Source organism: Sporomusa sphaeroides DSM 2875, from assembly GCF_001941975.2.
Taxonomy (GTDB): domain Bacteria; phylum Bacillota; class Negativicutes; order Sporomusales; family Sporomusaceae; genus Sporomusa; species Sporomusa sphaeroides.
Genome location: NZ_CP146991.1, coordinates 4,586,496 through 4,600,470 on the forward strand (window position 1 = coordinate 4,586,496; position 13,975 = coordinate 4,600,470).

Consider the following 13,975-nt stretch of genomic DNA (forward strand, 5'->3'; position numbering starts at 1 on the left):
TACATTACCTCCCAGCAGCCTGCTGAATGTCGGGAAACCCGCAAACAGCCAGCATTTTGTTTATTGCATTGACATAAGCTTTAGCACTTGCTTCGATAACATCGATGGAAAGACCCCGGCCGCTAAAGGTACGGCCATCCTGTTCAATCCATACTGTGGCTTCCCCCAGCGCGTCCTCGCCGCCGGTTACCGCTTTCAGTTGGTAGTCATGAAGGCCGACAGGGAAGCCTACGGCCTGCTCAATGGCCTTGAAAGCAGCATCTACCGGGCCGGTGCCGCAGCTGGCGGCTTCACAGATTCCCGCACTTGTCCTGAGCTGCACCGAAGCTGTCGCCACCATCTTGTTGCCACTGGCTACATGATGATATTCCAGCGTATACCATTCCGGCCGGACAGCTGCCTTTTCGACAATAAGGGCTTCAATATCTTTATCAAATACCATCTTTTTGCGGTCAGCCAAATCCTTAAACTTGACAAACAGCTGATTAATGGCATCGGCGTCAAGCTCATAGCCCAGATATTTCAGGCGTTCTTCAAACGCATGGCGGCCGGAATGCTTGCCAAGAACAATCGCACTGCGGCTGACGCCTACCGATTCGGGGCTCATAATTTCGTAAGTCAGCGGGTTATTCAACATACCGTGCTGATGAATTCCCGATTCGTGAGCAAAAGCGTTGTCGCCCACCACCGCTTTATTCGGCGGTACGGCAGTACCTGTCAGGGTGCTGACAAGACGGGAGGTCCGGTAAATCTGCCGGGTATTGATATTGGTCAGAGCATGATAGTATTCGCGGCGGGTATTAAGCGCCATAACCAGCTCTTCCATGGCGGCATTGCCTGCCCGCTCTCCCAGACCGTTTACCGTACATTCCACCTGTCCGGCACCGGCGGCAACCGCTGCCAGCGAGTTCGCCACCGCCATGCCAAGATCGTCATGGCAGTGCACGCTGATAGTTGCCTGATCAATATTGGGTACATGTTCACGGATATAAGTGATCAACGCGCCGAACTCAGCCGGCGTGGTGTAGCCTACAGTATCGGGTACATTGATGACATTGGCACCGGCTGCAATGACCCGCTCGTACACCTGACACAGGAAATCCCAGTCAGAGCGGGATGCGTCTTCTGCTGAAAATTCAACATCAGACACCTTGTCTTTGGCATAACGCACAGCTTGCTCGGCCCGTTCCAGCAGTTGTTCTCTTGTCAGTTTGAGTTTGTGCTCCAGATGAATGTCACTGGTGGCAATAAAGGTATGAATTCTTGGCCGCTCGGCCTTGCGGACAGCCTTATACGCAGTTTCAATATCTTTTTCGTTGGCGCGGGCCAGCGCGGCAATGATCGGGCCTTTGACCCGGGCGGCAATCTGGCTCACTGCCTCAAAATCACCAGGCGAGGCAACCGGAAACCCGGCTTCGATGACATCAACATTAAGTTTGGCCAGTGCTAGAGCGATTTCCACCTTTTCTTCTGTCTGCAAACTGACTCCCGGCGTTTGTTCGCCGTCACGGAGGGTAGTATCAAATATCTGAATGCTCCGAGTTTCCATGTCACATTACCTCGCTTTCATTATTTAATATTTACTGACTCCAAAGGAGAGTTATTTTTGCAGCCAGGACATCATTTGACGCAGTTCTTTGCCAACGGTTTCAATTTTGTGGCCTGCTTCCTGGCGGCGTTTGGCATTGAACATCGGGCGGTTTGCCTGATTTTCCACGATCCAGTTGCGGGCAAAGGTACCGTTTTGGATTTCAGCCAGAATCCGTCTCATTTCGGCGCGGGTTTCCTCGGTAACAATCCTCGATCCAGTTACATAATCGCCATATTCGGCAGTGTCACTGATCGAATGACGCATCTTGGCCATGCCGCCTTCATACATGAGGTCAACAATCAGCTTCATTTCATGCAAACATTCAAAATAAGCGATTTCCGGCTCATAACCGGCTTCCACCAGGGTATCAAAACCGGCTTTAATTAATTCGGTTACCCCGCCGCACAGTACGGCCTGTTCACCAAAAAGGTCGGATTCGGTTTCATCTTTGAAGGTGGTAACAAGTACACCGGCCCGGGCGCCGCCGATGCCTTTCGCATACGCCAATGCCAGGTCCTGGGTGCTGCCGCTATGATCCTGATACACGGCCATGAGGCAGGGAACGCCTTTACCTTCAGTAAATACCCGGCGTACCAGATGTCCTGGTCCTTTCGGCGCAACCATAAATACATCCACATTGGCAGGAGGAACAATTTGGCTAAAGTGAATGTTAAAGCCATGAGCAAACGCCAGAGCAGAACCGGGTTTCAGGTTCGGGGCGATTTGTTCGGCATATACCTTGCCTTGTTTTTCATCAGGAATAAGAATCATGGTGACATCGGCATTAGCTACTGCCTGGGCCACATCAGTAACCGTCAGACCGTCTTCGCGGGCTTTGGCTGCCGATTGGCTGCCTTCATGAAGACCGACAATAACTTTAATGCCACTATCTTTCAGGTTAAGCGCATGGGCATGGCCTTGGCTGCCATAACCAATAATCGCTACTGTTTTTCCTTGGATAAGTTCCCAGCGGGCATCTTGTTCATAATACATTTTGCTCATAATTTTTTCTCTCCTCATGTTCATATATTGTATTTTCCCCCCGTTCCAGCGCTACAAGGCCGGTCTGGATGGTTTCCAACAGTCCGTAAGGGGCCAGAACCTCTGTCAGGGCATTCATCTTACTATCCTCGCCGGTTACTTCCAGCGTGATGGTGCTGCCTGAGATATCGATTACATTAGCCCGGAAAACTTCGGCCAGCTTAAGGATTTCGGAGCGGTTGTCGCCGGCTTTAACCTTAAGCAGCGCCAGCCCCCGAAAAACGGAATGATCAGGCGGCAAAATCTGCACAGCTACCACTTCCACCAGCTTTTCGATTTGTTTTTTCACCTGGTCAATAAATGCATGATTCCCACGGACGGCTACTGTTATCCGGGAATACTCGGGGTCTTGGGTAACACCTACGGTCAGACTGTCGATGTTAAAGCCCCGCCGCGAGAACATACCGGCGACTCGGACCAACACCCCGGGTTGATTGTGTACTAATACCGAAAGAACGTTAGACTGCACAACTTCCACCTCCATGTATGCTCCTCCTTAAAGTTTTAAAATATAAAACGCCCCTATGGCAGATATATCAATCTGTCCATAGGGGCGCTAAACGCGCGGTACCACCCTACTTTGGGCTCATTTAGCCATGACGTTATTCATGGCTACCGGATAACGGCCGGTACCGCCACTGTCTAGTGCGTATTGCATACATACGCAGGTCAACAGCAGAGTTCCTGGGCGAGTATTGCTTAGACCACTGCACCGGTTCACACCAGCCACCGGCTCTCTGGGCAGGATGTTAAGCTTGCTCCCAATCATCACTATTATCACTATTTGCGCAAAAAGGTTATAAAAATACCCTGCACAAAAAGTCTCACTTGTAAAAAATAAGAAACTTTCCGCAGAGTCTTTTATTCTCACGGTGTAGCACACGGTTTAATGTGCTCTGCGTCGCTCGGCCCAGTCCTGTCAATCAGCGGAACCCTAGACGCACTTCCTTACGCATAATGTAATTCTGTATACATTATGCCAGGACTAATGTGTTTTGTCAAGGAGTTTTTTTTAGGTTTTGCAGTTATTTGTAAAAGCGGGATTGCCACGCCGGCGCTCGCAGTGACAATGGACAATCACTGCAAGCAGCGCGAAGCAATCCCGCTTTTTGTAATCCGCAGCAGACATTACCAGTAAAAGTTAGGGGTAGCACCCGCATCTTCCCGGTACGGTTCGGTCGCCTTGCCTTCACCGGCAATCAAACGTTCGGCCAGCTCCAAATTATCAACCTTTAAGACCACCCGTGCAGTATCTGTCGAAGTAGCCGCAAAAGCATACACATATTCAACATTGATTCCGGCCGCACTTAGCTTACTGACATGTTCGAACAAGCTCCCCGGCGTATCGCTTAACACAATACTTAACACCGGTGTAGCCTTAACCGTAAAACCGGCACCGCGCAATATCTGTTGTACCTTTTCCGGCTCATTAACAATAATTCTTAAAATCCCAAAATCCGCCGTATCGGCAACCGACATTGCCCGGATATTACTCCCATGAGCATGAAGCACACCCAGGACTTCTGCCAGTTTGCCAGGCTGGTTTTCCAAAAACAGCGACAATTGTTGAATAATCATGCTGTACCTCCTTAATAGTTTTTATATTAATCAAAGTTTCCGCTTATCCACAACCCGTTTAGCTTTGCCTTCGCTGCGCTCAATGGTTTTAGAACCGACAAGGCGAACACTGGCGGACACGCTAAGAACACTGGCCAGCTCTGCCTTAATTTTAGCCTCCAGCACTTCTAAACCGCGCACTTCGTCAGAGAACATCTCATCGGTAACTTCAACAAGTACGGTGAGATGATCCAGATTATCTTTGCGCTCAACAATTAACTGATAATGCGGCGAGGTTTCGCCGATACCCAAAAGCACACTCTCCACTTGCGAGGGGAATACATTAACCCCGCGAATAATGAGCATATCGTCACTGCGTCCAAGCACCTTGCTCATTCTGACCAAAGTCCGGCCGCAAGTGCATTTTTCCCGGTGGAGGACACTCAGATCCCGCGTACGGTAGCGGACCATCGGCATGCCTTCCTTGGTGAGAGTGGTAATAACTAATTCACCTTTTTCGCCGTCAGGCAGCACTTCACCTGTCAACGGATTGATAATTTCCGGATAAAAATGATCTTCACTGATGTGCAAACCATTCTGAGCACAGCATTCGATGGCGACACCCGGCCCGATAATCTCACTTAAACCATAAATATCAATGGCTTTAATGCCCAGCTGGGCTTCTATCTCCTGGCGCATTTGCTCAGACCAGGGTTCAGCGCCAAAGATGCCTACCTTAAGCGAGGTCTCGCCCGGCTCAATCCCCATTTCGCGCATGGTCTCGGCAATATACAGGGCATAAGAAGGAGTACAGGCTAATGCCGTTGTGCCGAAGTCTTTCATTAGCGCAATTTGCCTGGCAGTATTGCCGCTTGATATAGGAATTACCGAAGCGCCTAAAAGCTCTGCTCCATAGTGAATGCCCAGTCCTCCGGTAAATAAACCGTAACCGTAAGCTACCTGAATGCAGGACTGTTTGCTCAGACCTGCCGCCACCAGGGATCTGGCCGCAACTTCAGACCAAATGCCAATATCCCGTTTAGTATAACCAACAACAGTAGGTCTGCCGGTAGTGCCACTGGAAGCATGAATCCGGATAATCTCCGACATAGGTACCGCAAACAGGCCATAGGGATAATTGTCACGCATATCCTGTTTCGTTGTAAACGGAAGTTTAGTAATATCCTCCAGGCTGCCAATATCTTCAGGAAGCAGGCCTGCTTCCTGCATTTTCGAGCGATAAAACGGCTGCTGCCGGTATAATCTATCGACAATTTCCTTTAGCCGTCCAGCCTGCAACTTTTGTCTTTCCTCCCGCTGCATGGTTTCCGCCGGTTTGTTCCAATATGTATTCATGTATTATTCTCCTCCTGAAATAATAAAAAAACCCCGCAAAAAGTCCTTGGCAGGAACTTTCCGCTAGGGTTTTTTGTACCCACGGTGTGACCCTCCGGGCCCTGTGCCGCTCGGACCAGGCGCAACGACAATTGCCGGAACCCTAGTAGTCCGCCAAGCCCAAATCCACAGTGTTCTTGTCGCGATATTTCCCGCCCAGCTTCGTTAGCCCACGAGGGGCATAAGGGCAACATCAGTTTCTGCTGTCGCTAGCGCTCGGCACAAACCGTGTTTACTTTATCGTCACCTTACATATGTCCAATATGCGCGGCTCCTCCGCCTTGCTGGACGGAAACTCCCGCGCAATTCATCCTATGGCTTTAGACCTGACGGACTACTAGACACACTTCCCTTATTACAATTGTACAAGTTTGAAAATATTTGTATACTGTATTTTGTGAAATATGATACCAGTTGTCGCGGACAAAGTCAAGCACTATTTGTCGACACAAGCCACGGCAAGTCCCGCCGCTGCTCCGGCAGGAGATACCGGCAAGCAGCTCAGTCCTGCCTTACTGTCTTCATTTGCACCGGCAGCCTTTTATTGGTATTATAGATTTAGGGACCGAATGTTGTTAATGAGGTGATACTTTATGAAAAAGACTGTCGCATTGATAGCGCATGACCGTAAAAAAGAAGAAATGCTAGCCTTTGTTTTGGCAAACAAAAATCAACTGGCACTCTATGACCTAATTGCCACCGCGACTACCGGTAAAATCATCAAAGCAAATGCAGGACTCCCTGTTACCACCTATTTGTCCGGCCCGCTTGGCGGCGACCAGCAGATTGGCTCCCGCATAGCCTGCCAGGAAGTCGATGCCGTTATCTTCCTGCGCGACCCCCTGACCGCTCAACCGCACGAGCCGGATATTACCGCGCTGCTGCGAGTCTGCGATGTACACAACATTCCGGTCGCCACCAACCTGGCAACTGCCTGCCTCGTTTTACAAGGCTTACACTGCCAGTGAACTTGTTTCAGCAAAGCTGAACTCCCGCCGCCTGTAGAGGCGGGAGTCTTGAGTCAGTGTATAAGATAGTACCTATCGCAAAAGCAATACGGCTTGCACCGTTGCCAAAAGGCCCGGTGCAGGCCGTATTTTTTGCTCTTAACCGAATATATAAGTTTTGCGCGCCGCCGGCGCTTACCCTCCGCTTATGCATAACGGCCATAAGGCCGCATCAGCGGATTTTCTTATCCATTATTTGTTGTTTACATAAATACTTTACTATGATATTATTGAATGGTACTTGCAATAAATTATCCGACGGCTAATCCGTTGCCTGCGGGCGTTATACGCCAAAGTACAGGAGGCAAACGGCTCAGTCTACTCTAAAATAATAAGGAGGCGCGAACATGAAACGTTATACACATCAGATAGCTGCGGTGTTGCTCTTCACCTTTTTCTCTACACTGTTCATTCCGGTAGCGCCTGCTCAGGCGGCTCAGGTAACCAGTCCTACAACTTCTACCCAAAGCAGCAGCGGCGGTTCCAGCGGTTTTATCAACATCCTGCTGGCACTCCTTTTAGGTAAATTCCTCGGTACGTCCAATAGCAGCAATACCAGCACCGATACCATTTCTTCTGTCCTGGGTGCGGCTGCCGGTTCTAAAACAACCGGAACCGCGAACACCAAGGGCGCGGATATTGTCAAAAACGCTCAGAAATATATGGGAGTTCCCTATGTCTGGGGCGGTACTGTCCCTACCGGCTGGGACTGTTCCGGTTATACGCAGTATGTTATGAAGGAAAGCGGCATTACCATTCCCCGTACGGCTGCCGAACAGTTTGCTAAAGGTGTTGCCGTCAATAAGAATGATTTACAAGTAGGCGATATGGTGTTCTTTACAACTTACAAGCCAGGCGCATCCCATGTAGGCTTCTATCTGGGAGATAACAAGTTTATTCATGCCAGCTCGGCTGCCAAAGAAGTAACCATCAACTCTCTGACAGAAACGTACTACGCGGAACGCTATATTGGCGCCCGCCGCTATTAAGACACCCATCGCAAAAGGCCATCCCAATTCGGGATGGCCTTTTTACCTATAATATAGTATAGTATAATTAGTCATCTCTATAGCAAGGGGTTGGTTATTTGTCACTTTCAAAATACGAGATATTCAGCACCATTGTTGAAGTTGGCAGCCTAACCAAAGCCGCGGAAAAGCTCAATTTAACCCAGTCAGGAGTCAGTTATTCCATTTCTACTCTTGAGTCGGAATTGGGGTTTTCTTTACTGAAGCGCGACCGGTCTGGAATCAGCTTAACAAGTAATGGCGAACGTATTCTCAGGCATGTCAGCAGAATTTTGCATGAAGAAGAGCTTCTGCGGCAGGAAGTAGCTGCCATCAAAGGCTTTGATACCGGCACTGTCCGTCTGGGGACCTTATCCAGCGTCTCCATGCAATGGCTGCCTGGCATTTTCTCAGAGTTCAGTGAAAAATATCCGCAAATTGAAGTAAAAACCTATCTAGGCTGCTACGATGAAATGAATGACTGGCTGTCAAACGGGACGGTAGACCTCGGTTTTGTGTCACTACCCACCTCCAAGCCTTTTGAAACCATACCCTTAAAAAAGGACAAACTGATGGTCGTGTTGCCGCCAAATCACCCACTGCGGCATGAAAAAGCTATTTCCTATGCACAAATCAAAGATGAATCCTTCATTATGCCGCAATGGGGCAGTGATGATAATATTAGACGCCTCTTAAACGGTAACAAATTGAACCTGCAAGTCAAATATGAGTTAATGGAAGAGCGCACTATATTTGCTATGGTACAGCGGGGCTTGGGAATCAGTATCCTGCCTGAACTGATTTTAGTTAATGTACCTGACAATATTCATATTATAGATTTAAAGGAGGCCGAGTACCGTATCCTGGGAATCGCGGCACTTTCCTTTAAAACCGTTTCTCCTGCCGCCAAAAAATTCCTTGCCTGCGTCCGGTCCTGGCTGCGTGACAATAATTATTTTGATTTTGAATGATATCGCCGCAAAAAGAAAAAATTGGTGTATAATAAATTTTAAAGCAGCCTGTACAGGCTGCTTTTCGTCATTCGTCGGTAAAATTGCTTTCCAGTTAAAGTACTCCAGGCTTCAAATCATAACCTTTTTCTACTATCAAACCTGGATACGATGTTAAGATTACTGATAAGAACAGCAGTAGTCTACTACCGTCAGTACTTTCAGCTTGAAGCTTGAATTGGCAGGAACATTAAAAGCAGTACCTGCTTTATAAACAGCCCATTCATTTTTGCCTGGCAACAATACCTCCAGTTCACCTGCTAATATTTCCATTATTTCCGCGGCCTCAGTACCGAACTCATAATCACCTGGCATCATAATCCCAAGTGTCTTCTTACTGCCATCAGCAAACAGAATCGTCCGGCTAGTAACCTTGCCCTCAAAATAAATATTTGCATGTGTACGGATAGTTACATTCTCAAATTGTTCCATATCAAACTATTCCTCCCTGACCGTTTATACTTAACAATTATTCTAACACAGGACATGAACTCTGCAAACTACAGAGTTCATGTTTTATGTTTAGCGGGTGTTCTCTTTTTCACCCCGCAAACCCGACTACTTTTTAGGTTTCATAATTGGCACTATGATAAGAGCCGACAATAACGAAGCCACAGCCATGACCATGAAAAAGCCGTCCCAACCCCAGGTTTCAATGACCTTAGCGACAGGCAGGCCTGTTAACGCTGCGCCCATGTAACCGAAAAGTCCGACAAAACCAGTAGCAGTTCCTGCATACTCCTTGTGCGCCACTTCGGCTGCCGCCATGCCGGTAAGCATTTGTGGGCCAAAAATAAAAAAGCCGATGAAGAAAAACGTAGCACCGATGGCCCAGTAGCTGACAAGAGGCAACAGCCACAACGCCGCTACCGAGACCATAATGCCAAGCATAAAGATAATATTCATAGGAATGCGATTGCCCTTAAACAATTTATCTGAACCCCAGCCTGCCGCGATAGTGCCAATAAAGCCGCCGATTTCCAGCATGGAAATAGCCGAATTGGCTACCACCAGGTCGACACCATGGCTTTTGACAAGAAAAAGATTAGCCCAGTCGTTGACGCCGATACGAACAACATAAACAAGCACATATGACAGGGCCAGCAACCACACAAACTTATTTGTTAAAATATACTTACGCAATATGGTAAATGTGGACAGGTCGGAAGCGCTCTTTTTGACCTGCTCCATTTCCAACTCGTCGTTTCGCCACTCACCAACCTTCGGCAAACCCATGGATTCCGGGCGATCACGCAAGAAAATGCAAACAAGAATACCAAAAACAATACCGATAATACCGGGAACAATCATGCCGTAGCGCCAGCCGTAATGAACGGCGAGATATGCTGCCAAGATAGGAATGATAGCGCCGCCAACATTATGTGACGTATTACAAAGCGCCCACCAAAAACCGCGTTCATTTCTGGAATACCAGGTTGTAAGGATTTTAGTGCAGGGAGGCCAGCCCCAACCCTGAAAAAAGGCATTGAGACCCCAGAGCAGAGCGAACATGGTTACAGAAGAGCTTAATCCGAATAAAATGTTAACAATACCGGTAAGAATTAAGCCGATACCCATAAAATAGCGTGGATTCGACTTATCGCTCATAATGCCGCCAATAAACCGCGAAGATCCGTAAACAATGTAAAATATAGTACTGAGCATGCCTACATCCGAAAGCTGCAAGTGAAGGTCTTCCAGCATTTTCGGCATGATGGATTTATAGCTGTTGCGGGTGAAGTAGAATATGGCATACCCCACCCAGATAGATGCCATGACGTGCCAGCGCCAGTAATTATAGTCCTTGTCAATCTCTGCCTGACTTTTGGTAACGGGTTTGGACTCTGCCGGTTTCAACCAATAGAACATACAAAACCCTCCTCATTTATGTGGATACTAAGATAGTCATGGTCTAAATTTTTTAATCTCTTCAAGGACTTTTGTGTGCAGACGACGATCGCCAGCAGCCAGCACTTTCATACCAGAATGCATGGTAAGCGGCTGTCCCTCCCAGTCAGACATAACACCACCGGCACCTTCAATAATGGGTACAAGTGCACAATAATCAACTTCACGCATAATACCACTGTCATAACAAAGGTCGATCTTTCCTGCCGCAAGGCTAAGATAACCATAACAAGCCCCACCGTAAACACGCCATTTCGTCGACTTCATCAGATGTGCGTAAGCTTCTTTGTCTTCGGGAAAAACAAACTCAGTATTGCTGGAAGCTGCCAGTGTCGTGCTAAGCTCATCATGCTCCCGTGTTTTAATGGGCAAGCCATTGACAGTCGAAGGCTCTCCGGCAATACCCACCCAGCGTTCAGCCATCACAGGCATCTCTACAACCCCAAGCACTGGTTGGCCCCAATGACAGAGCGAAATGAGAGTACCATAGAACGGATAACCGACGATAAATTGACGCGTACCATCAATAGGATCAATAACCCAGACAAACTCGGCGTCTTGTGCGTCGGCGCCATACTCCTCTCCTAACATGCCGTGGCTTGGAAAAGCTGCTTGTATCATGGATCGTATTTCATGTTCCACACGCTCATCAGTCTCTGTTACAGGACTTGCGTCATTTTTTGTTTTAAAATCGTAATTACCACGCAAGTACTTTACTCTGTGCTCTGTTAAAATTTCTCTTGAGACATCAGCTGCCTTCATGGCAATGTCAATAAATTCCAAATATTTTGAACTCATAACATCCTCCTAAGTCAGAATAATAGATTCCGATATTTTTCTGGCTTGTACTTTGACTAAAGCATAACCTTCACCTCGTTTTTATAAAGTAGACTTAGCCGTTCTTAGCTCCCACTTGTAGAAGATGGGAGGCTTAGAGCAGGTTAGCCATCGGATAAATTGAATTCCCGATGCCATGCAGGCAAGACTGGCAAGTAAACACTCGCTCTTGACTGCATGGCTTCTGGGAAATGACCTGCTGAACCAGATTATTCTGGGTAAGACGTATGAATTGACTTAAAAACCAGTATGTTCTGTCCTATCAATAATCTCATCCTGCAAAGATTTGGTAAGATTGTTGAAGTAATCGCTGTAACCGGCAACCCGAACAATCAGATTATTGTAGTTTTCCGGATTTTTTTGAGCATCGCGCAAAGTATCGGCATCCACGATATTAAATTGAATATGGTGTCCATCCATTTTGAAATAGGCACGAATCAGATCTTTAAGTTTTCTGAGACCTTCTTCTCCCTGTACCACTTGGGGAGTAAACTTCTGATTCAGTAAGGCTCCGCCGGTTCTTAGCTGATCCATTTTTGCTGCCGATTTGATAACTGCCGTAGGTCCGTTTGTATCCGCACCCTGGACAGGAGAAATGCCTTCCGACAACGTCCGTCCCGCATGTCTGCCGTCCGGTGTGGCACCAATAACCGAGCCAAAGTATACATGGCATGTGGTCGGCAGCATTTCGATCCGGTAGGTTCCACCATTCGGAGTTTTGCGGCCATTGACAACATCATGGAAAATCTCGAAGACTTTGAGCATAATGTTGTCGGCATAGTCGTCGTCATTGCCGTATTTCGGCGTTTTATGCAAAAATTGCTGCCGTACTTTTTCATATCCCTGGAAATCGGCTTGCAATACATCCAGCAGTTCACCCATGGACAATTTCTTGTGATCATATACATGGTATTCAATGGCCGCCAGGCAGTCGGTGATGCTGCCGATACCCACACCCTGGATATACCGCGAGTTGTATCTTGCTCCACCTGCGTTATAATCCTTAGCGGTTTCAATGCAATCATCAATAATAATAGACATAAAGGGGGCAGGCATATATTGGGCATACAACCGTTCAATAACATTGTTACCCCTGATTTTGATATCCACAAAATGCTTGACCTGCTCTTTAAATGCAGCCAACAATTCATCCAGTGAAGCGAATGTAGTTGCATCACCGGTTTCGATGCCTATTTTCTTGCCTGTTCTCGAATCGACACCATTGTGAAGTGTTATTTCCAAAATCTTTACAAGGTTCAAGTATCCTGTTAAGATATAAGCTTCTTTACCAAAACAACCTACCTCCACACACCCACTGGTTCCACCGCCACGGGCATCTTCCAGGCTTTTGCCCTGCCGCAGCAGTTCTTCCAGAACAGCATCGGTATTGAATACCGAAGGAAAGCCCATGCCTTCCCGGATAACTTCAGCAGCCCTGATAACAAACTGATCCGGATTTTTCCTGCTGATTTGCACATTGGTGCTGGGCTGCAGGATTCGCATTTCCTCAATAATATCCAACAGCAGATAAGATACGTCATTTACACCATTAGTGCCATCCGGCTTGATACCGCCAATATTGATGTTGCAAAAATCAGTATAAGTACCGCTTTCCTGCAGCGTAATGCCTACTTTGGGCGGCGCAGGCTGGTTATTGAATTTTACCCAAAAGCACTGTAGCAATTCCTTGGCAGCCTCGCGGGTCAGAGTGCCTGCCTGGGTTTCTTTTTCATAAAAAGGATACAAATGAATATCCAGCTTGCCTGGACAAAAAGAATCCCAGGTATTTAATTCGGTAATAACGCCCAGATGGACAAACCAGTACGCCTGCAAGGCCTCCCGGAAAGTTCTTGGCGCATAAGCCGGCACATGGCTGCAAATATCTGCAATTTCCTCCAGTTCCCGCTTTCTGACCGGCTCTTGCTCTTTGCCAGCCAATTCTTTAGCTTTAGCCGCATGGCGGTTGGCAAAAGCAATAATGGCTTCACAGCAAATTGCCATTGCTGTTAATTGCTCTTGCTTGTCATAGCTTAAAGGATCCTGGTGAAAATCCAGTTCCTGAAGTTTTCTCTCAATCCTGTTTTTAAAATCAAGAAAACCATATTGGTAAATTTTTCCGTCAGCAACCGTATGACCAGGTGATCTTTGTTCCATAAATTCGGTAAAAATTCCAGCTTCGTAACTATCCTGCCAGGCCGGTGTCATTTGAGCAAATATCAGGTCGCGAATGGCCTTGCCTTGCCAGAAAGGAATAATCTCATCTTTTTGAATGCGCTTGGTTTCTTCATCTACCCGGAAAAAGATTTTATCCCGCTGGTCAATAATCTCAAAGTCCTCAACCGTATGGCAGCATAACTCCGGATAAGTCGGAGCTTCCTGCGGACCAGTCCCCCGCTCGCCGACAATCAGTTCTCCTTCATTGATGCAGATCGTCTTGTTTTCCATCAGATGCTTAAAGGCTAAAGCCCGCAATACCGGTATGGAAACTTTGCCTGCATACTTTTGATAGGCTTCGGTTATCAGTCTGGCTCTTTCAATAGATAAACGCGGTACAGTATTTAGACTCTGCTCTTTTAATTTTGTCACTCTGTCATTGACACTGACTCCTGTTGTCATTTCTCA

General features: G+C 47.4%; 12 protein-coding genes and 1 other annotated feature. Of the genes, 3 read left to right on the forward strand and 9 right to left on the reverse strand.

Translation table 11 applies throughout. The features are described 5' to 3' along the window. Window positions 1-4: 4 nt before the first annotated feature. The 5 genes from SPSPH_RS21105 to SPSPH_RS21125 all read right to left on the reverse strand — a co-directional run bounded on the left by SPSPH_RS21105 (window position 5) and on the right by SPSPH_RS21125 (window position 5,545). On the reverse strand, window positions 5-1,549 hold the full coding sequence (locus SPSPH_RS21105; RefSeq protein ID WP_075756166.1) for a 2-isopropylmalate synthase: 1,545 nt from the start codon (window positions 1,547-1,549) through the stop codon (window positions 5-7). A gap of 51 nt (window positions 1,550-1,600) precedes the next feature. Continuing rightward, window positions 1,601-2,593, reverse strand: coding sequence for a ketol-acid reductoisomerase (ilvC, locus tag SPSPH_RS21110; protein WP_075756167.1), 993 nt, complete (start codon window positions 2,591-2,593; stop codon window positions 1,601-1,603). Continuing rightward, the gene (gene ilvN, locus SPSPH_RS21115; protein WP_075756168.1) at window positions 2,574-3,116 is read right to left on the reverse strand and encodes an acetolactate synthase small subunit; all 543 of its coding nucleotides are present in this window, start codon (window positions 3,114-3,116) and stop codon (window positions 2,574-2,576) included. The genes ilvC and ilvN overlap by 20 nt, the downstream gene beginning before the upstream one ends. 62 nt (window positions 3,117-3,178) lie before the next feature. Beyond that, window positions 3,179-3,410 (reverse strand) — a binding site (T-box leader). Between the two features lie 350 nt (window positions 3,411-3,760). Beyond that, complete coding sequence (locus SPSPH_RS21120; RefSeq protein WP_075756169.1) at window positions 3,761-4,210, reverse strand: ACT domain-containing protein; 450 nt, start codon at window positions 4,208-4,210, stop codon at window positions 3,761-3,763. 30 nt (window positions 4,211-4,240) lie between these two features. Next, window positions 4,241-5,545: a phenylacetate--CoA ligase family protein gene (locus tag SPSPH_RS21125; RefSeq protein ID WP_075756170.1), complete on the reverse strand. Its 1,305-nt coding sequence runs from the start codon at window positions 5,543-5,545 to the stop codon at window positions 4,241-4,243. 632 nt (window positions 5,546-6,177) lie between these two features. Between SPSPH_RS21125 and SPSPH_RS21130 the strand changes: the two genes are divergently transcribed. The 3 genes from SPSPH_RS21130 to SPSPH_RS21140 all read left to right on the forward strand — a co-directional run bounded on the left by SPSPH_RS21130 (window position 6,178) and on the right by SPSPH_RS21140 (window position 8,569). Then, window positions 6,178-6,552: a methylglyoxal synthase gene (locus SPSPH_RS21130; RefSeq protein WP_075756171.1), complete on the forward strand. Its 375-nt coding sequence runs from the start codon at window positions 6,178-6,180 to the stop codon at window positions 6,550-6,552. A gap of 386 nt (window positions 6,553-6,938) precedes the next feature. After that, entirely contained in the window at window positions 6,939-7,580 is a 642-nt protein-coding gene (locus SPSPH_RS21135) for a C40 family peptidase (protein WP_075756173.1), read from the forward strand. Between the two features lie 98 nt (window positions 7,581-7,678). Next, on the forward strand, window positions 7,679-8,569 hold the full coding sequence (locus tag SPSPH_RS21140) for a LysR family transcriptional regulator (RefSeq protein WP_075756174.1): 891 nt from the start codon (window positions 7,679-7,681) through the stop codon (window positions 8,567-8,569). A 159-nt stretch (window positions 8,570-8,728) separates the two neighbouring features. On the opposite strand, the gene SPSPH_RS21145 is transcribed toward SPSPH_RS21140, so the two are convergent. From SPSPH_RS21145 to hypD, 4 genes are all read right to left on the reverse strand, one after another. Continuing rightward, window positions 8,729-9,040 carry a pyrimidine/purine nucleoside phosphorylase gene (locus tag SPSPH_RS21145; RefSeq protein ID WP_075756175.1) on the reverse strand — a complete coding sequence of 104 codons (312 nt, stop codon included), beginning with the start codon at window positions 9,038-9,040 and terminating at the stop codon, window positions 8,729-8,731. A 126-nt stretch (window positions 9,041-9,166) separates the two neighbouring features. After that, window positions 9,167-10,477, reverse strand: coding sequence for an MFS transporter family glucose-6-phosphate receptor UhpC (gene uhpC, locus SPSPH_RS21150; RefSeq protein WP_075756176.1), 1,311 nt, complete (start codon window positions 10,475-10,477; stop codon window positions 9,167-9,169). A 36-nt stretch (window positions 10,478-10,513) separates the two neighbouring features. Continuing rightward, window positions 10,514-11,314 (reverse strand): inositol monophosphatase family protein, encoded by an 801-nt coding sequence (locus SPSPH_RS21155; RefSeq protein ID WP_075756177.1) that lies wholly within the window; start codon window positions 11,312-11,314, stop codon window positions 10,514-10,516. 276 nt (window positions 11,315-11,590) lie between these two features. Further along, complete coding sequence (hypD, locus tag SPSPH_RS21160) at window positions 11,591-13,969, reverse strand: trans-4-hydroxy-L-proline dehydratase (RefSeq protein WP_075756178.1); 2,379 nt, start codon at window positions 13,967-13,969, stop codon at window positions 11,591-11,593. Window positions 13,970-13,975 lie beyond the last annotated feature (6 nt).